Source organism: Sphingobacterium sp. CZ-2 (assembly GCF_004526235.1).
GTDB classification, from domain to species: Bacteria; Bacteroidota; Bacteroidia; order Sphingobacteriales; family Sphingobacteriaceae; genus Sphingobacterium; species Sphingobacterium tenebrionis.
In genome coordinates, this window is the sequence record NZ_CP038159.1 from 1269970 (window position 1) to 1291378 (window position 21409).

18 protein-coding genes are annotated in these 21409 nt (G+C 42.0%); 8 read left to right on the forward strand and 10 right to left on the reverse strand.

Translation table 11 applies throughout. The features are described 5' to 3' along the window. The first annotated feature begins 4 nt into the window (after nucleotides 1–4). Together E3D81_RS05785 and E3D81_RS05790 are read left to right on the forward strand one after the other, a co-directional pair. A complete protein-coding gene (locus tag E3D81_RS05785) occupies nucleotides 5–1915 on the forward strand; it encodes an ABC-F family ATP-binding cassette domain-containing protein (protein ID WP_134776773.1) in 1911 nt (636 codons plus the stop codon). A 52-nt stretch (nucleotides 1916–1967) separates the two neighbouring features. Next, a complete protein-coding gene (locus tag E3D81_RS05790) occupies nucleotides 1968–2561 on the forward strand; it encodes a DUF4126 domain-containing protein (RefSeq protein ID WP_134776774.1) in 594 nt (197 codons plus the stop codon). Between the two features lie 28 nt (nucleotides 2562–2589). On the opposite strand, the gene E3D81_RS05795 is transcribed toward E3D81_RS05790, so the two are convergent. The 4 genes from E3D81_RS05795 to E3D81_RS05810 form a co-directional block, all read right to left on the reverse strand. Beyond that, nucleotides 2590–3564 carry a 1-acyl-sn-glycerol-3-phosphate acyltransferase gene (locus tag E3D81_RS05795; protein WP_134776775.1) on the reverse strand — a complete coding sequence of 325 codons (975 nt, stop codon included), beginning with the start codon at nucleotides 3562–3564 and terminating at the stop codon, nucleotides 2590–2592. A 79-nt stretch (nucleotides 3565–3643) separates the two neighbouring features. Beyond that, a complete protein-coding gene (locus E3D81_RS05800; RefSeq protein WP_134776776.1) occupies nucleotides 3644–5428 on the reverse strand; it encodes an ABC transporter ATP-binding protein in 1785 nt (594 codons plus the stop codon). Between the two features lie 51 nt (nucleotides 5429–5479). Next, nucleotides 5480–6433, reverse strand: a complete 954-nt coding sequence (locus E3D81_RS05805) for a polysaccharide deacetylase family protein (protein ID WP_245153293.1) — start codon at nucleotides 6431–6433, stop codon at nucleotides 5480–5482. 164 nt (nucleotides 6434–6597) lie between these two features. Beyond that, nucleotides 6598–7092: a hypothetical protein gene (locus tag E3D81_RS05810; RefSeq protein ID WP_134776777.1), complete on the reverse strand. Its 495-nt coding sequence runs from the start codon at nucleotides 7090–7092 to the stop codon at nucleotides 6598–6600. A 226-nt stretch (nucleotides 7093–7318) separates the two neighbouring features. On the opposite strand from E3D81_RS05810, the gene ychF reads away from it, so the two are divergent. Further along, nucleotides 7319–8419, forward strand: coding sequence for a redox-regulated ATPase YchF (gene ychF / locus E3D81_RS05815; protein WP_134776778.1), 1101 nt, complete (start codon nucleotides 7319–7321; stop codon nucleotides 8417–8419). A gap of 295 nt (nucleotides 8420–8714) precedes the next feature. Beyond that, nucleotides 8715–9182 carry a universal stress protein gene (locus tag E3D81_RS05820; RefSeq protein ID WP_099367378.1) on the forward strand — a complete coding sequence of 156 codons (468 nt, stop codon included), beginning with the start codon at nucleotides 8715–8717 and terminating at the stop codon, nucleotides 9180–9182. Between the two features lie 70 nt (nucleotides 9183–9252). Here E3D81_RS05820 and E3D81_RS05825 read toward each other — a convergent pair whose 3' ends face one another. From E3D81_RS05825 to E3D81_RS05845, 5 genes are all read right to left on the reverse strand, one after another. Then, nucleotides 9253–10434 carry an RsmB/NOP family class I SAM-dependent RNA methyltransferase gene (locus E3D81_RS05825; protein WP_134776779.1) on the reverse strand — a complete coding sequence of 394 codons (1182 nt, stop codon included), beginning with the start codon at nucleotides 10432–10434 and terminating at the stop codon, nucleotides 9253–9255. Nucleotides 10435–10441: 7 nt separating this feature from the next. After that, on the reverse strand, nucleotides 10442–11728 hold the full coding sequence (locus E3D81_RS05830) for an ABC transporter substrate-binding protein (RefSeq protein ID WP_134776780.1): 1287 nt from the start codon (nucleotides 11726–11728) through the stop codon (nucleotides 10442–10444). Further along, nucleotides 11685–13235 (reverse strand): glutamine-hydrolyzing GMP synthase, encoded by a 1551-nt coding sequence (gene guaA / locus E3D81_RS05835; protein WP_099367142.1) that lies wholly within the window; start codon nucleotides 13233–13235, stop codon nucleotides 11685–11687. The genes E3D81_RS05830 and guaA overlap by 44 nt, the downstream gene beginning before the upstream one ends. Nucleotides 13236–13297: 62 nt before the next feature. Next, complete coding sequence (locus E3D81_RS05840; RefSeq protein WP_134776781.1) at nucleotides 13298–13972, reverse strand: head GIN domain-containing protein; 675 nt, start codon at nucleotides 13970–13972, stop codon at nucleotides 13298–13300. Nucleotides 13973–13989: 17 nt separating this feature from the next. Further along, nucleotides 13990–14490, reverse strand: a complete 501-nt coding sequence (locus E3D81_RS05845) for a hypothetical protein (protein ID WP_099367144.1) — start codon at nucleotides 14488–14490, stop codon at nucleotides 13990–13992. Between the two features lie 131 nt (nucleotides 14491–14621). Here E3D81_RS05845 and E3D81_RS05850 point away from each other — a divergent pair, with 131 nt between their 5' ends. Continuing rightward, entirely contained in the window at nucleotides 14622–15167 is a 546-nt protein-coding gene (locus tag E3D81_RS05850; RefSeq protein ID WP_099367145.1) for a hypothetical protein, read from the forward strand. Between the two features lie 235 nt (nucleotides 15168–15402). Here E3D81_RS05850 and E3D81_RS05855 read toward each other — a convergent pair whose 3' ends face one another. Continuing rightward, on the reverse strand, nucleotides 15403–16110 hold the full coding sequence (locus E3D81_RS05855) for a prolyl oligopeptidase family serine peptidase (RefSeq protein ID WP_134776782.1): 708 nt from the start codon (nucleotides 16108–16110) through the stop codon (nucleotides 15403–15405). Between the two features lie 198 nt (nucleotides 16111–16308). Here E3D81_RS05855 and E3D81_RS05860 point away from each other — a divergent pair, with 198 nt between their 5' ends. The 3 genes from E3D81_RS05860 to E3D81_RS05870 all read left to right on the forward strand — a co-directional run bounded on the left by E3D81_RS05860 (nucleotide 16309) and on the right by E3D81_RS05870 (nucleotide 21215). Further along, nucleotides 16309–16704: a c-type cytochrome gene (locus E3D81_RS05860; protein ID WP_134776783.1), complete on the forward strand. Its 396-nt coding sequence runs from the start codon at nucleotides 16309–16311 to the stop codon at nucleotides 16702–16704. A gap of 220 nt (nucleotides 16705–16924) precedes the next feature. After that, nucleotides 16925–18151 carry an exonuclease SbcCD subunit D gene (locus E3D81_RS05865; RefSeq protein ID WP_134776784.1) on the forward strand — a complete coding sequence of 409 codons (1227 nt, stop codon included), beginning with the start codon at nucleotides 16925–16927 and terminating at the stop codon, nucleotides 18149–18151. Nucleotides 18152–18173: 22 nt separating this feature from the next. Further along, the gene (locus tag E3D81_RS05870; protein WP_134776785.1) at nucleotides 18174–21215 is read left to right on the forward strand and encodes an AAA family ATPase; all 3042 of its coding nucleotides are present in this window, start codon (nucleotides 18174–18176) and stop codon (nucleotides 21213–21215) included. Nucleotides 21216–21409: the final 194 nt, after the last annotated feature.

The window sequence follows — 21409 nt, forward strand, 5'->3', positions numbered from 1 at the left end:
CGAAATGATATCTATAAATAACTTAACATTCGAAATTGGAGCACGTGCATTGTATGATGAAGCAAATTGGCACATCAAACCTGGAGACAAAGCGGGTTTAATCGGAGCCAATGGGGCTGGAAAATCAACCTTGCTGAAACTCATCGTGGGCGATTATGCGCCGACCAGTGGTAGCATTTCCATGGCCAAGGACCTGAAGATCGGTTATCTGAACCAGGATCTATTGTCCTACCATTCGGATAAGAGCATTCTGCATGTTGCCATGGAAGCTTTCGAGCGCCAGAACCAGCTGCATACCGAAATCGAAAAGTTATTGCTAAAACTAGAGACCGATTATTCCGATGATATCCTCAACAAATTGAGCGATAAACAGATGGAATTTGAGGCTTTGGATGGGTATAGCATTGAATTTCGCGCCCATGAGATCCTCGCCGGTCTGGGATTTTCAGAAGAGGAACAAAAACGTCCATTAGCTACCTTTTCTGGAGGTTGGCGGATGCGCGTGATGCTTGCCCGGATCTTATTGCAGACTCCTGATATCCTCCTACTGGATGAGCCTACCAACCACTTGGACCTTCCGTCCATCAAATGGCTGGAAACTTACCTGCAGGCTTTCGAGGGGGCAATCGTTATTGTATCCCATGACCGTTATTTCTTGGATAGGATCATCAATAAAACCGTGGAATCCCGAAAAGGAAAACTGACCATCTATGCGGGGAATTACACGTTCTACCTGGAGGAGAAATCCCTGCGGGAAGAGATTCAGAGTAATCAATTCAAAAACCAACAGGCCAAGATCAAGCAGGAAGAGCGTTTGATCGAGCGTTTCCGTTCAAAGGCCAGTAAGGCGAAAATGGTCCAATCGCGGATCAAAGCCTTGGATCGGATGGAAAAGGTGGACGAGGTGGATGATGACAACCCAGAAGTAAACTTCAGCTTTAAGTTTTCCAAACCTTCAGGCAGGCATGTCGTGACCATGGAAAACATTTCCAAATCATACCCTAACCTGGAGATTTTAAAGAATACCGATGCGCTGATCGAAAAAGGCGACAAGATTGCTTTGATCGGTGCGAATGGTAAAGGTAAATCCACCCTATTACGGATTGTAGCCGATGCCGACAACGATTATGAAGGTACATCCACCAAGGGGCACAATGTTTCGCAGACCTTCTTTGCGCAGCATCAATTAGAGGCCCTGCACTTGGAAAACAGCATCCTGCAAGAACTGGTGGCCTTTGCACCAAAACATACCGAAACGGAATTGCGTTCCATTTTAGGCTGTTTCTTATTTACGGGCGATGATGTTTTCAAGAAGATCAAGGTGCTTTCTGGAGGTGAAAAATCCAGGGTGGCCTTGGCAAAAGCCCTAACCGCAGATGCGAATTTCTTGGTGCTGGATGAGCCGACCAACCACTTGGATATGGCTTCGGTAAACATCCTGATCCAAGCGTTGCAACAATACGAAGGAACATTCATTGTGGTTTCCCACGACCGTTATTTCCTGGAAAATGTTGCGAATAAAATCTGGTATATCGAGGATAAAAAGATCAAGGAATATCCAGGAACCTATCAGGAATATGAGGCTTGGTCTGCTAAGCGGGTCGTGAAAGCGGAAGAACCTGCGGTAAAGAAAGTGAAAGAGGAACCGAAGAAAGTTAAGGCCGCACCAACGGAAGATAACAAGCGATTACTGCAGAAAAAGAACAAGGAATTGGCTGCTTTAGAGGAAAAGATTGCGCAACAGGAAATCTTGGTGAAGGATTTGGAGGTGGAACTGGCGAAAGAAGAAATTTACAGCGATGCTGTTAAATTGCAAGATCATACCCGTCGTTATAATTCCGAGAAAGCAAGCTTTGATAAACTTCAAGCTGATTGGGAGAATCTGGCGGAAGAGATCATGGAACTGGAAGGTTAATTTAAAAGGATAATTGGATGGATTTTTGATGTAGAAAATCAAAAATCCTCTTATGACCGAATACATTCCCTATATATTATCGCTATTTGTTGGTGTTGGGTTGGCCGCTGCAACTGGCTTTCGGATATTTCTACCTATCTTTTTCATTAGTCTGGGAACTTTCATGGGCTGGATTCCTGTGAATGATGCCTATGCTTGGATCGGAGGTCTACCTGCTGTGATTGCCACTGGAATCGCCACTTTGATCGAAATTCTTGCCTATTATATCCCTTATGTCGATAACGCGTTGGACAGTATTTCAGTACCATTGGCCACAGTAGCCGGTTCGCTTTTGGTGGCATCCCAGTTTACGGAATTGAATGCTTGGACACAATGGGCATTGGCCATTATTGCTGGCGGTGGAACAGCAGCCACTATCAGTTCGGCACTGGCCGGTACACGTGCTGCATCTACTGGAACAACCGCGGGAATCGCCAATCCCTTGATCTCTACTGTAGAGACTATCTTCTCGACCATCATGAGTATTTTCGCCGTTTTCCTGCCTGTACTTGCGATTATCATCGTGCTAATCCTGCTGTATTTGGCTTTTAAATTCGGCAAGAGACTGATGCAAAAATTAAGACCGGGTAAAAAGGCTATTTCTTAAGGAAATTTCAAAAGGTTATTTCTTAAAGCTATTTCCTAAGGGCATTCCCTCTTCCTTCCGGAACATATTCTTGCTTTTTTATGGGGCTGTAATTCACCCAGCAATAAGAAAATACCGGCATCAGGATAAAGAACAGGAATCCTGTGGTGAAATTGAATATATTTCCCAGGATGATGCTCAATAGGAAAATCAGAATCGGATATCCGAACAGCAATACCCCAAATAGAAGGGAATCATAAAATATGCTGCCTTCCGTCTTTTTCTTGATCTGTTTTTTCACCAATTGGTAGAACCAATTATGGGTATAATACCCAATCTGGGCAGGGATTTTCATCCATACTTTTTGTTGTCTTGTCTGGCTGAGCGTCAGAAATTCGCCTGTCAGGTTAAATTCCAACTTCTCCCGAAGATCCATCATGATTCTCTCGGTTTCCACCTGGTTAGGTCCGGAAAGGTAATTGGTGGAGTCGATCGGCGACATGCCTTCGATGGACACCGCTTTAGGTACTTCATCAAAGGAACTATAACCCAAGGCGTAAGGCTGAATCTGTAAGGGAATATCCCGCTGGATTGCCCTTTCGATCAACATGGTCATGCCTTTGAACATAAAGGGCTGTAAGGTCAATTGATTTCGGGATACGCCTTCCGGAAAGATCAGGATCTTGTTGCCCTTACTCAGTTCCTTCACACATTCATCCATGGTAAAAGCATTCATGATATCGGCTTGCTCATCGTCGTTCCTTTTGTAGATGGGCAGCATAAAGAAGGTCCGCAATGCCCAATTGGCGATCGGTTTTTTAAAGGCATCCCCACGTGCAAGAAAAAGGATTTCTGCTGGTGAGTGTACAGCAATCACCAAGGCATCAAAAAAGGAATTGGGATGATTGGATACAATCAACGCAGGATTCTTCTGGTCGACGAATTCCAGGTTCTTGATTTGCCATTCTGTGACATACCAGTTCAATCCAAACTTAACAAAGGATTTTAATAGTGGGTATAGCATATAACTTTCCGTCTAACGATCTTTTTGTTGTTACACAAAAAACACGCCTAAAATTGATTTTGGACTGGAAAATATAATGCTAATCTTCTTTCATGGACTCGGTGATCTTGTGGATGTTCAAGCTATTGGCCATCGCACTGAAAATCTGATGGTAGGTTCCATGTTGATCGAACAGTTCTTCATGCGTTCCATCTTCCACAACCCTACCCTTTTCCATCACAATGATATGCTCAGAATCAATGATCTGCGAAATACTATGGGAAACAATGATCACGGTTCGACCGACCTTGATCGCATCCAAGCTGTTCTTGATCTGCTCGGTGGCAATGGCATCCAGGTTAGCCGTAGGTTCATCCAAAAAGATGATTGGTGGATTTTTCAGGAACATTCGGGCGATGGCGATCCGCTGCTGCTGCCCACCTGATAACAGATGTGCTTCTGAATCGTATCCGTTTGGTAATTCCAGGATCTGCTGATGGATATAGGCTTTTTTTGCAGCTTCCTGAACCTCTTCAAAGCTGGCTTCCGTTTTTCCATAGCGAATATTGTCTTCTATACTGCCCTTGAAGATGTGGTTTCGTTGCAAAACCAACCCTACATTTTCCCTTAAAAAATCGGTGTCATATTCTTTAAGATCGACCCCATCCAACAGAATCTGTCCGGAGGAAGGCTCATAGAATTTATCCAAAAGATTGATGATGGTACTCTTTCCTGCACCAGATAATCCCACCAAAGCCGTATTCTGGTTCGGTTGGATGGTCATGTTGACATCGGTCAATGCCTGATGGCCATTCGGGTAAGAGAATGTGACATCCTTGATCTCGATCAGCCCGCGGATATGGGCAGGTTTATAATTTCCAGATGGTTCCTTTTGACCTTCATCTTCCAGGATTTCGAAGAAGCTCTCCGAATAGATCAAGGCATCATTGACCTCATCATAGATCCTATGCAACTGCCTGATCGGTGCTGAAACGTTGTTGAATAACATGATATGGAACATGATAGCCCCGATGGACATCTGCTCGTTCAATACAAAATAGGCCGTTAGGATAATCACGATAACCACCCCGATCTGCTCGACAAATCCTTTGATGCTATCAAAAAGGAAACTGGTCTTGCGGGTCGCCATCTGGTTCTCCGTCATTTCATATTGGATCTCTTTATGCCTTTCCGCTTCGATATCTTCCCTGACGAAAGATTTGATAACGGTAATGGAATCGATCAGGTTGATGATCTGGTTACTTTTGTTCTCCCGGTATTTCCGCATGTTCCTCCGAAATCCCGAAAGGCGGTTTGCCTGCATTTGGGAAACATAGAAATAGATGGGAATGATAAAAAGTCCTACTAAACCCACATAGAAATTGGCCAAGAACATACAGACCAAAGCGACAATCGCATTGGCGAACAGGGGCATGATATCGATGAAAAAGTTTTGGACCAATCTGGTTAGGGAACTGATACCGGCATCAATACGGGTCTGTAGTTTTCCGGATTCATTGATGCTCGAGGTATAGAAGGCCATTTTATAGGTCAGGATCTTATTGACAATGGCTTGGGAAAAGTCACGGGCAATCATGATTCGCAATTTCTCTCCATAGAACTTCTGACCGAACTGCACAATGGAATAGATGATTTCCTTTCCTAAAAGGATGGCTGAAATCACGCCTAGCAAGGACAAGCCCTGTCGGAGCGGGGTTTTATTCACCAATAGCTCGCTGATGGTATCGACAGTATATTTAAGGATAAAGGCATTTACCTGTGCGGCGAATGACCCTACCACCGTTAATAAAAGAGTATAAAAAATGAGGTTTTTATACGGTTTGGCAAACGGAAGAATTTTTTTGAACAGTTGTTTGATGGTCATATCTCATTAAACCTAAATTGACCACAAAAGTTTAAACAAGGGGCTAAAAACCTAGTATTTTACCGGGTAATTGCTCATAAATTCAAACTTATAGTCTTTATGTTGTTTCAAACTATCGATCAAACTGGTTAGCAAATGCTGTCCTTTCACATTTTGGAACATATCATCATGCATCAGCAACACCACATTATTGGGTTTTAAAGTTGATTTATTGCCCAACATATTTTTTATACGCGTATAGATCTCATTCACGGACTGAACAGGATTTCCTGAAAGCCCATTGATCTTCCATTCCACATCCCAACCGTAGATCTTAAATCCATTGATGCCCAATAGATCAGCTGTCTGACCGCCTGATGCGAGGTCGATTCTTCTGGTATCATCGAACAACCAGATGTTTCTTCCCGGCATGCGCACGATCTTATGGGTCAAACCCAGATCAGTTTCACACTTGGCAAAATCAGCATAAGCCATATCCGGGTTGGAATAAAAGGCATGAAAACGGTTTGCAGCATGCGTATAGCTGTGGTTATAGACTTCCACCAACGGGTTGTCTTTATACCGTTGAAGGTCATTCTTGAGGCGTTTGCTCATGTTGGCATGTCTCCCGACCACAAATGCATTCACTTTGGCATGTTTGAAGGTGGCGATGGAATCAATAGCTCGAGAACCGATCAAAGGTCCATCATCAAAAGTCAGGTAGATATGTTTTTCTTTTTTATTCAATTCGTTGTAAATACTATCCCTGAATCGACGTTTGGCAACTTTAGGATCAATCTTATTGATGGAATCCAATGCTGGGAAAGTGATTTTACCCCGGTTTAAGGAATCCAGGATATCCATAAGTTTTACCGTATCCTTTTTGGCAACCAGCTCTTCCTCTTCATTTTCTATTAATACGGAATCCTGAAGGTCATCCTTGGTGGAGCCAATAATATTATGACAGGAAAAAAGGGTTGTAAAAACAGAAATGGCGACTATACCAACAAAATACTTCTTCAACATAGCCAATGAATACGTTTAAATTTTCACAAAAGTACGAATTATCCGATATAACCAAAAGCAGGAAAATCCAAGCCTTTTAAAAGTGGTTTTTCGGCTACATGGAAAAGAAAAACCGCCTCAGAACTTACGTTAAGAAGCGGCTTTCCTACAATTAAACTTACACACTAATCTCTCCCTCTATGTTTTCTGTAATGTTTATCCATTTTCTTATGGTATTTATTACGTTCTTTTTCCATTTTACGGTAATGCTTTTCGCGGTCTTTATAATATTTATTATTTCCACGGCCATCCCTAAGGTTTACCTGGGAATAATTCCTGGAGTATCTATGATAACGATCGTAGTACGAACGGTGGTTCCGCCAAGGATTGGAATCATTGATCACCACTTTGTAAGTGCGGTACAGATCTACATGTCCATAACGTCCCGGCAAAGATCTTTGTCTTGCCCAGCGTCTACCGTCGTAATAATGGTAATACCTGTTCGACACATCGTAATAGACATCAATTTCGGGGATATAATAATACCTGGCATAATCGTATCCAACCGGACCCCAATTAGGTTGTACGCCAATATTGAAGCTTACATTGATTTGGGCATTTGCTGGATTAGCAAAAACGAAAGCTCCAAGAAATAATGCTGCGTAAAATAATTTTTTCATAATATCCTCCTTATCATTAAAGACCTCTTGATCTATCTTCTATTAAAGACCTTTTGGTCTGCCTTATTTTGATTCTATGACTTTGAAATGACCGCCAAGGATTAATCGGTAAAATGTTAAATTTTGTAAAATTTTGATGGAAGCCTGCTTTAGGGAATAGAAAAATGACCTTCTAAATTGTGGCTTCATTTTCTTATCTTTGTCGCAATTTTAACATAAATTACTTATGGCATTACAATGTGGTATCGTAGGCCTACCGAATGTGGGCAAGTCAACCTTATTTAACTGTTTATCCAATGCGAAAGCGCAGGCAGCTAACTTTCCGTTCTGTACGATTGAACCGAACGTGGGTGTGATCACTGTTCCGGATGAGCGTTTGAACAAATTAGCAGAATTGGTAAATCCTCAACGTATTGTTCCGAACAACATTGAGATTGTTGATATCGCTGGTTTGGTTAAGGGGGCTTCCAAAGGTGAAGGTCTAGGAAACCAATTCCTGGGAAATATCCGTACGACCAATGCGATCATCCATGTTTTACGTTGTTTTGATGATGGAAATGTGATCCATGTGGATGGTTCGGTAGATCCAATCCGTGATAAGGAGATCATTGATACCGAATTGCAACTGAAAGATTTGGATACAGTGGTTAAACGCATCCAAAAGGTAGAGAAGATGGCGAAGACAGGTGGAGATAAGGATGCTAAACGCACTTTTGAGATCCTTTCTGTTGTGAAGGAACATTTGGAAGCTGGAAAATCAGCCCGTACTGCTCCTATTTCGGTTGAGGACTTTGAGTTTATTGAGGATCTTACCTTGTTGACCATCAAGCCGGTGCTTTATGTATGTAATGTGGATGAAGCTTCTGTGAATACAGGAAATGCGTATGTGGAGCGTGTTAAAGAGGCTGTGAAGGATGAAAATGCGGAGGTATTGATCATTTCAGCACAGATTGAATCGGAGATTGCGCAGTTAGAAGATTATGAAGAGCGTAAGATGTTCTTGGAAGATCTTGGTTTGGAAGAATCTGGTGTTTATAAATTGATCCGTGCGGCTTATTCGTTGTTGGACTTGGCGACTTATTTTACGGCAGGTGTGCAGGAAGTACGTGCTTGGACGATTGAAAGAGGATTTACTGCACCGCAGGCAGCTGGTGTGATTCATACGGATTTTGAAAAAGGGTTTATACGTGCGGAGGTGATCAAGTACGCAGATTTCGTGAATTATGGATCGGAAGCAGCGGTTAAAGAAGCCGGAAAACTGGCTGTTGAAGGAAAGACGTATGTCGTTGAGGATGGTGATATTATGCACTTCAGATTCAATGTTTAAGTCGTTTTAACGATTAATTGATAAAGTTTTAAATCGTCATTGCGAGGAACACACCCTCATTGCGAGGATTTTACCGTCATTGCGAGGAACGAAGCAATCTTTACACCTATCGAAAGATTGCTTCGTTCCTCGCAATGACGTTTTTTTTTCCCAAGTAAACCACGTTTTTTTTTCGTACATTAGTTTATAGCATTAAAGATTATAGATAATAGACACTAGATTATAGATAATAGACACTAGATTATAGACCCTACAGTCTAACTACTAAATACTAATTACTAAATACTAAAAAAAAATGGCATCATTAAAATTCTCCCGCATATTATTAGCTATCGATGAGACACCATGTTCTCAACGGGCTATCGACTATACCAAACAGATCGTCACCAATATCCAACCATCCTTGGCATTGGTTACCGTAGTTCCGCCTACCTCCCCGACTGCTTATGGTGTAGATCCACTTTTAGGTCAGCAACCCATCATTGTTCCTGAAGTTTCAGAGATCCAACAACAGGCATCCCAAGACTACCTGAATAGAGTGGCAGATGAATTCCTGGACGCAAAAGAAACATTTACATTTAACCGTGTGGGAGATATCAGGGATGAAATCCTTAGTGTGGCAAAAGAATGGACTGCCGATCTCATTATCGTAGGCAACAATGGCCGAACAGGATTTGATCATTTCCTTTCCGGATCGGTATCTGAGGCCTTGATTCGTAAAGCAACAGTCCCAGTTTTGGTTATTCCATTGAACTGTGATTAATAGTTTGGTCAATCCCTTAAATTGTGATTAACCAAAAAAAGGAATGCAATCAGCATTATAAAGAATTTAATCAAGAAGACTTTTTCAAGCGGGCAACGAACATGGAGTCCGCTTTTTTATTATACCCTGCAATGGTCCGCATTTCTTCCACCTCCAACCCAAACTCGGCAGCCACCTGATTCACCACTTCCTCATTCTCCTGTGCATACACCGAACAGGTAATATAAATCAGCGGTTTACCCACTTTCAGATAAGGGATCACATTACTCGCAATATTCTTCTGCAAATCAGCATAAGCATCAATATCCGACTTTTCAATTTTGGAAAGCATTTCAGGCGTTCTTCCCCAGGTTCCAGAACCAGAGCATGGCGCATCCAAAAGAATCCCATCAAAGGCTTCTCCGGACATCAGGTTTTCTACCGGCGTACTCAGATCCAAGATCTTTTTACGGAAATAGGTCTTCACCCCCGCCCTTTCAAAGCGCTCATCCAGATTCCGAAGAATACTCAAACGGATATCCGAAACCATTAATTTGATATCAGGTTCTTTATCCAATAGCAAAAGGGATTTGCCCCCAGATGCTGCACAACAATCCCACCAGGAGCTTTTAGGCATAATTTCTACCCCATCTAAAGTCTGTTGGGAAGATAGATCCTGAACCTCATAGGCCCCATCAATTTTCCTGAACTGCTGTAGATTGGTCCCATTGGCCAATGCCAAGGTCTGAGGTGCAATAATCTGGTATTGCACTCCCTGACGATCCAGTTCCTTTTTAACCACATCTTCTTTGCCCTTTTGTAGACGGATGTAAAGATCAGGTTGAACAAAATGGGAAGTTATAAATTCTTCTTTATTGATCGCCGGAGAAAGATCTTCCAAAAACGGAAATACATCTCCTAGGAAATCCCCATAGATACTGCTGATAAATGCAATCTTACTAGGAAGATCATCCGAAATCCTGGAAATCCAATCCGGTTGAAACAACGCAACAGCAGCACTTTCGCTTTCACATAAAAACTCGGCAACCACCAATCGCTCCTGCAGACTTAATGTCGACAAGGCCTTTCCTAAACGGAAAAAATGATAGCAATACCTGGAATTCATCCGCCTATCGGATGAACCCATCTGTTTATTACTTTTATAGAATTGTGTCAGATATCGGGAGAACGGTTCATTAAACGAGTAAGACGCCATGCATCTCTCAAAATTACGAACCTGTCCCTGAACTCGTTTCGGATTAAACTCCAGCATGAAATGATTATTGAAAAGAACCGTTCCTATAGGTCCTAAAATTCACCGATTGGTTTACATAACCCCATTGCGGATTATAGCTGAATTGATAATTGGAAAAGATCCCATTGTATTTTTCATCCACAATCTTTTCGGCATAATCCTGACCATATTTATTCAACATCGTCGTGAAAAAGCGTCCCGCATCATAGCCTTTATAGGCATAATCCGAAGGATCAACTTTAAACTGCGTTTTATAGTTTCTTTGGAAATTCTGTACTTCGGAACTCCATACTTTCAAATGGCTCTCGGAAGTAATGGTTGGATCCATGCGGTAAAAATTATCGTAAGGACTAAAATCTATCCTTTCCCAAAGTGGATGTCCGAATAATTTGATGCTGTTTCCACTGCTTACCAAATTATCCAAGGTACTTACAAAAGAGCGCAATTGGGTTCTTTCAGTCGTTCCACAGACCACAAAAGCATAGCCAACATCAGGCATCGCCGATCCCAATTGGGAAGTGGAAGCAATATGCTTGATGATAACATTTGGATTGATCCTTTTTAGTTCAGCATCAAAGCCATCGATAAACTGACGGTGATCATTATCACGGGCATCAAAAACGATTACCACATCGCCTGCGCGATATTTCGCATTGATCTCATTCGCTACGGCACGCATGTGGATGCGGATTGGTGGCGTAATGGAAACCAGGTTGCTGATATTGAATTCCGTTGGCATAGAAGCTGCCAAAGGACTAACCTGAAGTACTTTTTTGTTGGTATTCGCTCGTGCAAAAGAACGGATCTCCTTTGGATATACAGGGCCAACGATCAAACTCGCTTCCGTTACATCCTTCGTTGCCGCCAAAGTCACATTGCGAATCTCCGAATCCTGGGAGTCCATCACATTTATCTTAATGTTCCCATTTTTCTTGGATGCTTCATTTACGCCCAATTGAAAACCTTGATAAAAGTCCAAGGCCAAAGCCGAACGTTTCACATCGGCTTCCACCACATTGTGCCCTGCTACCTTATCCAATTGGAAAGGAAGTAATAGGGCAATGTTAGGGCTTAATTCTGCTTTTTTGGCTTCTTCATTCTTTTTTTCTTCCGCTTTGGTGGTAGGTTTCGTGGTTTCTGAACCTACATTACCTCCGTGGACGGTAGGATTACGAAGTACACCTGTTGTTTTTGGCGTACATGAACTCACAGCAAGTATTGCCCCAAGGCATACTGCTGTGAATGCACGATTAGAAATATTTTTTAGTTTATTCCCACTCAATGGTAGCTGGTGGTTTTGAACTGATGTCATACACGACTCTGTTGATTCCTTTGACATGATTGATGATTTCATTTGAAATTTTAGCTAGCAAATCGTACGGTAAATGAATCCAATCAGCTGTCATGCCATCCAAAGAGCCTACAGCTCGAAGGGCAACAACATGTTCGTAAGTACGTTCATCGCCCATTACGCCCACTGATTGTACAGGCAAGAAAATAGTTCCTGCTTGCCAAACTTTATCGTACCATCCTGATTCTTTTAAATTGCGAATGTAGATGTCATCTGCCTCTTGCAAAATTCGTACCTTTTCTTCTGTAATATCTCCTAAAACTCGAATTGCAAGTCCAGGTCCTGGGAAAGGATGTCTTCCAAGGATGGCCGGATCAACTTCTAATGTTTTACCAACTCGACGTACCTCATCTTTGAAAAGTGTTTTTAAAGGCTCAATAACCTTTAATTTCATGTAATCAGGTAATCCACCCACATTGTGGTGAGACTTGATGGTTGCTGAAGGACCTTTGACCGAAATGGATTCGATAATATCTGGGTAAATGGTACCCTGACCCAACCATTTTGCCTCTGCTCCTTCTGGAAGTTCTTTTTGTATCTCTTTGGCCGCCTCATCGAATACATCGATAAAGGAAGCACCAATAATTTTACGTTTTTGTTCAGGTTCTGATACACCTGCTAGTCTAGAAAAGAATAATTCTTTCGCATTAACACCCTTGATGTTCAATCCCATGTTCTTGTAGGAAGCCAAAACCTGCTCGTATTCATCTTTACGAAGCAAACCATGGTCTACAAAGAAACAGTGTAATTTACTGCCGATTGCATGGTGCAACAACACCGCTGCTACGGTTGAATCTACTCCTCCAGAAAGGGCCATGATCACATGGTCATCTCCTAACTGCGCTTTCAATTCCTGCACGGTCGTTTCAACGAAAGCATCTGGCGTCCAATCCTGATGACATCCACAGATATCGATCACAAAGTTTTTCAATAAAACCTGGCCATCGGTAGAGTGGGTTACTTCCGGATGGAATTGGATACCGTAGGTATTCGTTCCTTGTACATGATAAGCTGCAACACGCACTTTATCGGTACTGGAAATAATAGTGAAATTACTAGGAACTTCTTTGATGGTATCACCATGGCTCATCCATACTTGGGATTGCGTAGGGATACCTTTTAATAATGCATTCTCTTGGTCTACGAACTGTAGGTTAGCACGTCCATACTCACGTATTTCTGATGGTAAAACATCTCCTCCAGATTTCTGGGCAATATATTGCGCTCCATAACAAACCCCCAATAAAGGGTATTTCGCTTGGATGGCTTGGAAATCGATTTGAGGCGCATCCTCCTGGCGAACAGAATAAGGACTACCTGAAAAGATCACTCCTTTTACCGTATCATCAAATGCTGGAAGGTTGTTGAAGGGATGAATTTCACAATAAACGTTAAGCTCTCTAACGCGACGTGCAATTAACTGCGTATACTGAGATCCAAAATCGAGAATGATTATTTTTTCTGACATGGCGCAAAGTTACAAATCACGGACGATTTTTAAGGAGATAAATTAATGAAAATTAAACATTATTAATGAAAATTTATCTTTCCTCCGGCAATTTTACGCTGTTTGGTTTGTGCAGGTTTGCCATACACTTCAATGCTCCCTCCCATCCTGGTTTCCACATCTGCCGATTCTGAGGCATTCACTTCGATTTTACCACCTGCATTCAACCTGGCAAAGGCACTTTTAACCTGTAAATCCTTCGCGAAAATGGAAGCTCCGGCTGTGGATGTTGCGGATAAGGATTGGCTGGAACCTAATAAGTCGATGCTTGCTCCGGTTCCTGCAATAGCTTCAACAGCGTTACTGGCTACTTTAGCCCGGATCTTAGCCCCTTCGAGCGAAGTAAAGAACAGGCTATCACCCTGTAATTCTTCCTGTTCCACATATAATTCGGAGCCTTTACGTGCGGTTAAACGGTTCAAGCTTGGCGAATAGACCATCACCTGGGCTTGATTTCCTTTCATCAAGAAACCGGCTTTCATTTTTAAACGAAGGCTGTTTCCAGCGATAATGATTTCTACTTTATCTGCCAATTCCCCTTTGATCTCCACCTGACTGCTATCACTTGGGATCACGGTTACCGATAATCGATCGGTAATATCGAGGGAAGTAACTTCAGGGATGACCTGTTTAATCTGTGCAAGGGCAAATTGAGCGCATAAGCTAAGGGCTACTACGAATAGGAATTTAATGTTCATTGTGCTAATATACTTGTTTATCTACCTAATAACGCTAATTCTTCGGTAGTATACATATTTGCACCCTTTAAATATTTGTAAATTTTTTCTTTCGTAAACTTATCATCCAATTTATGGAGGTTGTTTTTGAGGTAATCCTTATCTCCTTTGATGGCATCGTGATAGCCTAAGTACTTGGGTATGTGGTATTGTATGCTGAGTCGGATGAAGCGAAGCTCTACATTGTTGGGATTGGACTTTAACTCTTTTTCCAAGCGGTCTCTGCCATCCTTAAAGAACCCCATTTTCTTGAACGGATTGGAGGTATGTTTGGCCATGAACATATGAAAGGCTGCTGCATATCCGCGTTCGACCGGTGTGTCGGCTTGGTCATCCAAAAGATCCAAATATCGTTTACATAATTTCTCATCCTTCACCCCTTTATTGAAATCGTTCCGAACAGCATTCAAGTCCAATTTTTGCGCCTTAATATCATCGGTTATCAATAGCACAAACGCGATCAACAGTACTCTAATCATAATTATTCCTTTGGTTTATAAATCTTAAAATACAAAAAATGTTTTGATTTTCCGTTAATGGAACAATTTTTTAAGCAAATATGTTTTATATTTAGGGAGACAATTATTCAACCACTAAATCCACAAGTACTATGGAATCAAATGAAAATGAATTCAATCCGCAACAGCCAAATGAACATAGACCGGAGCAATCCGCTTATGGACAACCTGATCAGCATGTAACAAACCCCTCTTTCAAATCTAAGCTGGAATTAACGATTTTTTCCATCGAACATCTCCGCGAAATTGCCAAATGGAGTAAATTCTTGGCCATTATTGGATTTGTCGGCATTGGATTAAATGTTTTGGGTTTAGGATTTTTCTTCTTATTAGCTCCAAACATGTCTCCGTTTGCTGCCGAAGGCTTAAATATATTCGCTGGATTTGCAGGTTTTATTGGATTTGTATTTATTATGGCGCTTTATTTCCTGCCAATTTTATGGCTTTATAGATTTGGGGATAATTTAAAGAAAGCGATTGATATGAATAATTCCGCGGAATTGGAATCAGCTTTTGGATTTCTGAAAAAGCATTATAAGTATGTAGGAATCTTGATCATATGCTTTTTGGTATTGTATGGCTTGATAATCGTGTTTAGCATGTTGGGTGGATTATTTGCTGCTATGGGAACTTTGTAGAATTTATCGTCCCCAGCGTCATTGCGAGGAGGCATCACAGCGTCATCATTGGAAGATTGTTGCGTCATTGCGAGGAGGCACGACGAAGCAATCTTTCCCCATGTCAGACCTTCTACCTGTCAGGCTTTGCCTTCCCCATGTCATCCTGAGCGAAGTCGAAGGATCTGTACGGTTACTAGCGAACAGATCCTTCGACTACGCTCAGGATGACGCCGATCAGGATACCAAAAACAACCTACTTCCCTCCATTAAAATTATCCCCTTTCGAATACTTAAACATAAAATCATAAATCTTCTCCCCATGGAATAACCTTTCCACACTTCCATGCGTCCCACCAGGAATTATCGTCAAAGTTGCATCCGCATTCTTATTACACTTCTTGATTGCATTATAGATTTTCTTACTCTCCGAAGCCGGCACGGCCGTATCCGCACTTCCATGCTGAATCCAAACCGGTACTTGCGTCAAATTACACGCATAGGAAACCGTTCCACCCCCACAGATAGCCACCGCCGCAGCAAAACGGTCAGGATACTTTCCAGCCACATCCAACGTACCATAACCACCCATACTCATCCCACACACATAAACACGATGCCTATCAGCAGGATAATCCTCCAAAACCTCATCCAACACTTTAACCACTTTATCCGGATTCCATCCGTTGGAAGTCTGCGGAGCAACCACAATCGCATCCAAATCCTTACCCCGCTCGATTGCCCTCAGAACACCATACCGCTTAACCCGATTCAAATCATGCCCCGAAAGACTACGCCCATGCAAAAAAACAATAACAGGTAATTTCTCTTTTGCCTTGATATCTTTTGGAACTCTTACCCAATACGAATAACCGGACTTAGCTTTCACAGCCTTCAATTGAGCCTGTGCAGAAAATGCTGTAAACGATAAAATAACAGCTAAAACAATAACGATTCTTTTCATGTTTTTCAATAGGAAAACCTAGGGTTTTCAGGTGATTTATCTATAAAAATAGGGTCGCAAGATAGCAACTCCAATTTTTACCGACAAACCAAACGATACAACACGCTGTTTTCCAATGTAATATAATTTCTCATGACATTATTATTACATTTCTTTAAAATACTTAGTATATTGCATTACCTATCAAAAAAATTGCACATGAAAAGAACAATGATTACCCTGCTAGCTGTCTTCGCCATCGTCGTTGGATTAACAGCTTTTAATCAGGCAAAACAAGAAGAAAGACCTAAAAACTTAAAAGTATTACCTAAAAATATCTCTCACGAGGAGCTGGACAAAGTCATGAAATCATTCAACATGGCATTGGGCGTAAAATGTAACCACTGCCATGCCCCAAAAGCAAATGGCGAACGCGGATTGGATTTCGCTTTGGATACCAATCCAAACAAAGATGTAGCGCGGTACATGATCAAAATGACCAATCAGATCAACAAAAAGCATTTCAAGCATGAGCATGAGGGTAAAGTAATGAACATTACCTGTAACACTTGCCATAATGGTAAAACAGAACCTCATACCATCTTAAAAGATTAGTATAAACGTCCCAAAAAGACTCAGGTAACACCCTAAATAGAAGTCCATATTCCTCAGGAATAGGATTTTAGATGTGGTCGGTTGTTCGGAACTAGGTATATAGTTCAGACCATCTGACCACATTTTCTTTTGCACGAGCGGATAAGTTTTGACATTTCTTAACGCCTAAGCTGTTGAAAAAACTGTACTTTTAACCATCACCTTAACAAAAAATTGATTCATGCGCATATTACATACTGGAGATTGGCATCTTGGCAAAAAGCTCGACTTCTTTTCCCGAATGGAGGAACAACGGGAGGTCATGGAAGAGATTTGCGAGATCGCTGAACGTGAAGAAGTGGACTTAGTACTTGTGGCAGGCGATCTGTTCGATAACTTCAATCCTACCGTCGAAGCCACGGAATTATTATATAAAACCTTAAAAAGACTGACAAACGAGGGCAAAAGACCGGTCATTGCCATTGCAGGCAATCACGATTCGCCCGATCGTATAGATTCCCCGGATCCGTTGGCTAGAGCCTGTGGCATCTTCTTTTTTGGATATCCCCATATGGAAGTAAGGCCATTAACCGTGGAAAATGCCTTTGATATCATCAAAGTGGATAAAGGGTTTATGGAAATCAAACTCCCAAAATACTATTATCCGGCCAGAATTTTAGCCACCCCATTTGCCAATGAAATCCGTTTAAAACAATTTCTGGGATTTGAGGACAAGGCCGCACAATTGCAGGAAGCCCTTAAAGAGAGTTGGAGCTCCCTTGCACAGCAATATTGCGACGGCTATGGCGTTAATATCCTGACAACGCATCTGTACATGTTAAAAAGAGGTGGGGAAATATTGGAAGAACCTGAAGGCGAAAAACCGATCAAATTAGGCTATGCGGATCTGGTCTATTCAGACAGCATCCCCCAGCAGATCCAATACACCGCTTTGGGACATTTGCACCGCTATCATCAGATTGGTCCGGAAGATAGACCAGTGGTCTATCCAAGTAGCCCATTGTGCTACTCCTTTTCTGAAAGCGGACAGGAAAAACAGGTGGTCATTGTAGATCTGGAACCTAATAAAAACGCATTGACACGAACAATTCCATTGACAAAAGGGCGATCCTTATTCCGAAAAAGATTCACCTCCATTGATGAGGCAGTCGTTTGGTTGCATGAAAACCCGAATAGCCTGGTCGAATTGACCATTGAGAGTGATACCTTCCTGACGGCACAGGATATGAAACGCCTGCATGAAGCCCATGATGGCATCATCCATATTATTCCAGTGGTCAAGCAGGCCAATCAACTTGCCAGCACTTGTGAACATGTTAACCTGGAGCAAGATATGAAGGATTTGTTCATCGATTACTTCAAGTCAAAATACGGCCAGGAACCTAACGAAGAATTAATGTTATTATTTGATGAGGTATCTACGAATACCCTAGAAAAGGAAGATTAACCTAGAAAAGGAAGATTAATTTATGCTGCCATTATCACTGAGCATTGAAGGGCTTTACTCCTATCAGGAGAAGCAAACCATAGATTTTACCCAATTAACGGATGCCGGATTATTCGGCATCTTTGGCGCTGTTGGCTCCGGAAAATCATCCATTTTGGAGGCCATCAGTTTTGCCTTATACGGCGATACGGAACGGTTGAACAAAACCGACAAACGCGCCTACAACATGATGAACCTCAAATCCAATCAAACACAGATTGTATTTGAATTCCTCAATTACGAGAACCGAAAGTTCCGCTTTGTTGCCCAATGGAAACGGAGGAAGAACTTCGAGGACACCACGCCTATCGAACGTACCGCCTACGAATGGAAAGAGGAAGCCTGGATTCCCATGGAATCGGCGGATGGTGCTTTGATCACTAACCTCTCCTACCCCAACTTTCGTCGTACAATCATTATCCCACAAGGACAGTTCAAGGAATTTTTGGAGCTTAAAGGAAAGGAACGTTCCGAAATGATGAAGGAAATCTTCTTCCTGAACAAGTTTGACCTGGGACCAAAAGTATCCCATCTTCAAGCTGCGAACAATCGCAAACTGGAAAACCTCAGAGGAGCGCTCTCCGGATTTGAAAGCATCTCCGCAGAAGCCTTGGAGCAGAAAAAACTGGAAGTGAAAGAAGCGAAGGAAACGTTGGTGCAGACCCGCGAAACCTATCAGGAACTTTTGGATAAGGTGCAGCAGATCCAGGAATTCAAGGATAAGCAGATCGAATTGCAGCAAAAACAAGCGCAATTCGCCGAGCTCCAGCAGAGCAAGGATAAAATACAACAGCAGGAAAAAGAGCTGAACAAATACGAGCAAACGGCAAATGCCTTCCGTGAGCCTCTGAACAACCTGCAGGCATTGAATACCGAGCGGGAGACCCTGATCCATAAGATCGAGAATCTTCGTGCTACAAAAGATCGTCAATCCCATGAGATCGATGTGATCGATCGGGAAATCCATGCGATCCAATCCGATTACCTGAACCTTAACAATTTCAGGACACAGGTCGAAGATTACAAACTGATCCTACAGATTAAAGAGAATGAACGTAAGATCGAGGAATCGGAAGTACGTTTGGCGAAAGGCACTCCTTTTGTGGAAAGGACCAAGCAAGCTGAGTTGGAACTGGCAGCAAAAAGCCAGCACTTCGAAGAAGAGCTGGAAAAGCTGAAAGCCCAAAAAATAGACAGCAGCCAATTGATTGCCATGGAAAAATGGTATCAGCAACGGGAAAATTTCCAACAGCAGATCCAACAGGTCAAACAACAATCGGAACAGTGCAAAAACGACATCGCAAGCGAGCTGAAAGCCTTCAGTCAGGAAGGCTACCATTTGGACAATTATGAGGATATGATTTCCAAAGAGCTGCAATTGCTGGAAAACCAGCTCCTACAGCAACGGGAACAGGAAACACAGCTTCAGGTGCAGGCAAAACTGAGTACATTTGCCAATGAACTGCAATCTGGGCAAGCTTGTCCGCTCTGTGGCGCCTTGGACCACCCTCAACCCATGGTGGCGGAACATATCCAGGAAGAGCTTCAGAAAAGTAAAGATCTTCGGAAAAACCTGGAAGTAAGCCGTACTGATTTCCAAACCTTAAGACAAAGACTTAGCTTAAATGCACATTCGTTGGGCACGCGTAAAGTACAAGAAGAACGGTTGACGTTGGATCTTCAGCGATTGGATTCGTTAATGGAAAACCACATCCAGCAGTTTAACTGGGAAGGATATTCTACAGAAGATCCGAATGCGTTTGAGGCGCAGAAACAGAAATTAAAACAGAATGAGCAGCAGATCCTTGATCTGGAGGCCCAAATAAAACAGACGCAATCCGAACTTTCAAAAACTCGCGAGAATATCCAGAAATACGAAAAGGAATTGGAAGTCATTCGCAATGAAATTTCCGTTTTTCAGGGTGTCAACAAGCAGAACCAGAATAATCTGCAGAAATTCCAATTTTCGGAATTTGTCGCGCAGGGCTTGGATGAGGTAAAAAAGTCCAAATTGACCTTGGAGACTTCGGTTGTTCATATAGAAACCACCTATTTAAGCTTGAACCAAAAGGTCAACACCTTCCGCACAAAATTGGCAGAGGTGGTGGGTCAATACCAATCCGCTATCGACCAGTTGAGCGGTTTCAACCTTCAATTGAAAACCCGAAAAGAGCAGTTGACAAAATTATTGCAGGAGTTCAGGTTCAATGATATTATTGAGGTGCAACAGATTATCCAACGGCCATTGGATGTAGAAAATATCCGTCAACGGATTCAGCAATTTTATGTCCGTTTGGAGGTGTTGGAGACGCAGATCGCCGCTTTAAAAGATTTTCTGGTTCAAAAAACCTACTCAGAAGAGGAATTGGAGACCACCCATGCCCTATTCAATCTGAAAAAAGAGGAATTGGAACTTCAGCTTTCCTTAACGGGTGGATTGGAAAAGGAATTGAACCATCTATCGGTGGAGTTTGGCAAGAAAGAAAAATTATTGGAGGAGTTTGATGCCTTGAGCAATCGCGGAAGCAATCTAAAGACCATGGAAAACCTTTTCAAGGGTAATGGTTTTGTGAATTATGTTTCGGGAATTCATTTAAGGCAGATGTGTGAGATGGCGAATCATCGTTTCCATCGTTTGACCCGGAACCAGTTGAGTCTGACGATCAATGAAAGCAATGAGTTTGAAGTGATCGATTATTTGAACAATGGTTATAGGAGATCGGTAAAAACCCTTTCAGGAGGGCAAGGGTTCCAGGCATCCTTATGTTTGGCCTTAGCCTTGGCAGAAAACATTCAATCCTTGAACAAAGCGGATAGGAACTTCTTCTTTATCGATGAGGGTTTTGGAACGCAGGATGCTGATTCCATCAATACGGTTTTTGATACGCTGCAATATTTGCAGCAGGAAAACCGCGTGGTTGGGATTATTTCGCATGTGGAAGAACTGAAAGAAAGGATACCAAGTTCTGTTACGGTGACCAAGGACCTTGAGGATGGTTCCAAGATCAATACTATGAATTCATAATTCGAGATAAAACTCATGAATAAAACTCATGAATAAAAAATCGTTTATAAAAATAAAGAAAGGCCACGCATCGCTGCGGGGCCTTCTTCAATTAAACATATAACCACTAACTAATATTACTAACCTAATCAACCAATTAGAATTACTAACCTCTTTTTATTATTTTGAACTAATCTAACTAACTATTTGAACTA

What these genes read in the sequence shown, in the direction of transcription:
- E3D81_RS05785 (WP_134776773.1), top strand. Translation starts at nt 5, where the DNA reads ATGATATCTATAAATAACTTAACATTCGAAATTGGAGCACGTGCATTG.
- E3D81_RS05790 (WP_134776774.1), top strand. Translation starts at nt 1,968, where the DNA reads ATGACCGAATACATTCCCTATATATTATCGCTATTTGTTGGTGTTGGG.
- E3D81_RS05795 (WP_134776775.1), bottom strand. Translation starts at nt 3,564, where the DNA reads ATGCTATACCCACTATTAAAATCCTTTGTTAAGTTTGGATTGAACTGG.
- E3D81_RS05800 (WP_134776776.1), bottom strand. Translation starts at nt 5,428, where the DNA reads ATGACCATCAAACAACTGTTCAAAAAAATTCTTCCGTTTGCCAAACCG.
- E3D81_RS05805 (WP_245153293.1), bottom strand. Translation starts at nt 6,433, where the DNA reads ATGTTGAAGAAGTATTTTGTTGGTATAGTCGCCATTTCTGTTTTTACA.
- E3D81_RS05810 (WP_134776777.1), bottom strand. Translation starts at nt 7,092, where the DNA reads ATGAAAAAATTATTTTACGCAGCATTATTTCTTGGAGCTTTCGTTTTT.
- ychF (WP_134776778.1), top strand. Translation starts at nt 7,319, where the DNA reads ATGGCATTACAATGTGGTATCGTAGGCCTACCGAATGTGGGCAAGTCA.
- E3D81_RS05820 (WP_099367378.1), top strand. Translation starts at nt 8,715, where the DNA reads ATGGCATCATTAAAATTCTCCCGCATATTATTAGCTATCGATGAGACA.
- E3D81_RS05825 (WP_134776779.1), bottom strand. Translation starts at nt 10,434, where the DNA reads ATGCTGGAGTTTAATCCGAAACGAGTTCAGGGACAGGTTCGTAATTTT.
- E3D81_RS05830 (WP_134776780.1), bottom strand. Translation starts at nt 11,728, where the DNA reads ATGACATCAGTTCAAAACCACCAGCTACCATTGAGTGGGAATAAACTA.
- guaA (WP_099367142.1), bottom strand. Translation starts at nt 13,235, where the DNA reads ATGTCAGAAAAAATAATCATTCTCGATTTTGGATCTCAGTATACGCAG.
- E3D81_RS05840 (WP_134776781.1), bottom strand. Translation starts at nt 13,972, where the DNA reads ATGAACATTAAATTCCTATTCGTAGTAGCCCTTAGCTTATGCGCTCAA.
- E3D81_RS05845 (WP_099367144.1), bottom strand. Translation starts at nt 14,490, where the DNA reads ATGATTAGAGTACTGTTGATCGCGTTTGTGCTATTGATAACCGATGAT.
- E3D81_RS05850 (WP_099367145.1), top strand. Translation starts at nt 14,622, where the DNA reads ATGGAATCAAATGAAAATGAATTCAATCCGCAACAGCCAAATGAACAT.
- E3D81_RS05855 (WP_134776782.1), bottom strand. Translation starts at nt 16,110, where the DNA reads ATGAAAAGAATCGTTATTGTTTTAGCTGTTATTTTATCGTTTACAGCA.
- E3D81_RS05860 (WP_134776783.1), top strand. Translation starts at nt 16,309, where the DNA reads ATGAAAAGAACAATGATTACCCTGCTAGCTGTCTTCGCCATCGTCGTT.
- E3D81_RS05865 (WP_134776784.1), top strand. Translation starts at nt 16,925, where the DNA reads ATGCGCATATTACATACTGGAGATTGGCATCTTGGCAAAAAGCTCGAC.
- E3D81_RS05870 (WP_134776785.1), top strand. Translation starts at nt 18,174, where the DNA reads ATGCTGCCATTATCACTGAGCATTGAAGGGCTTTACTCCTATCAGGAG.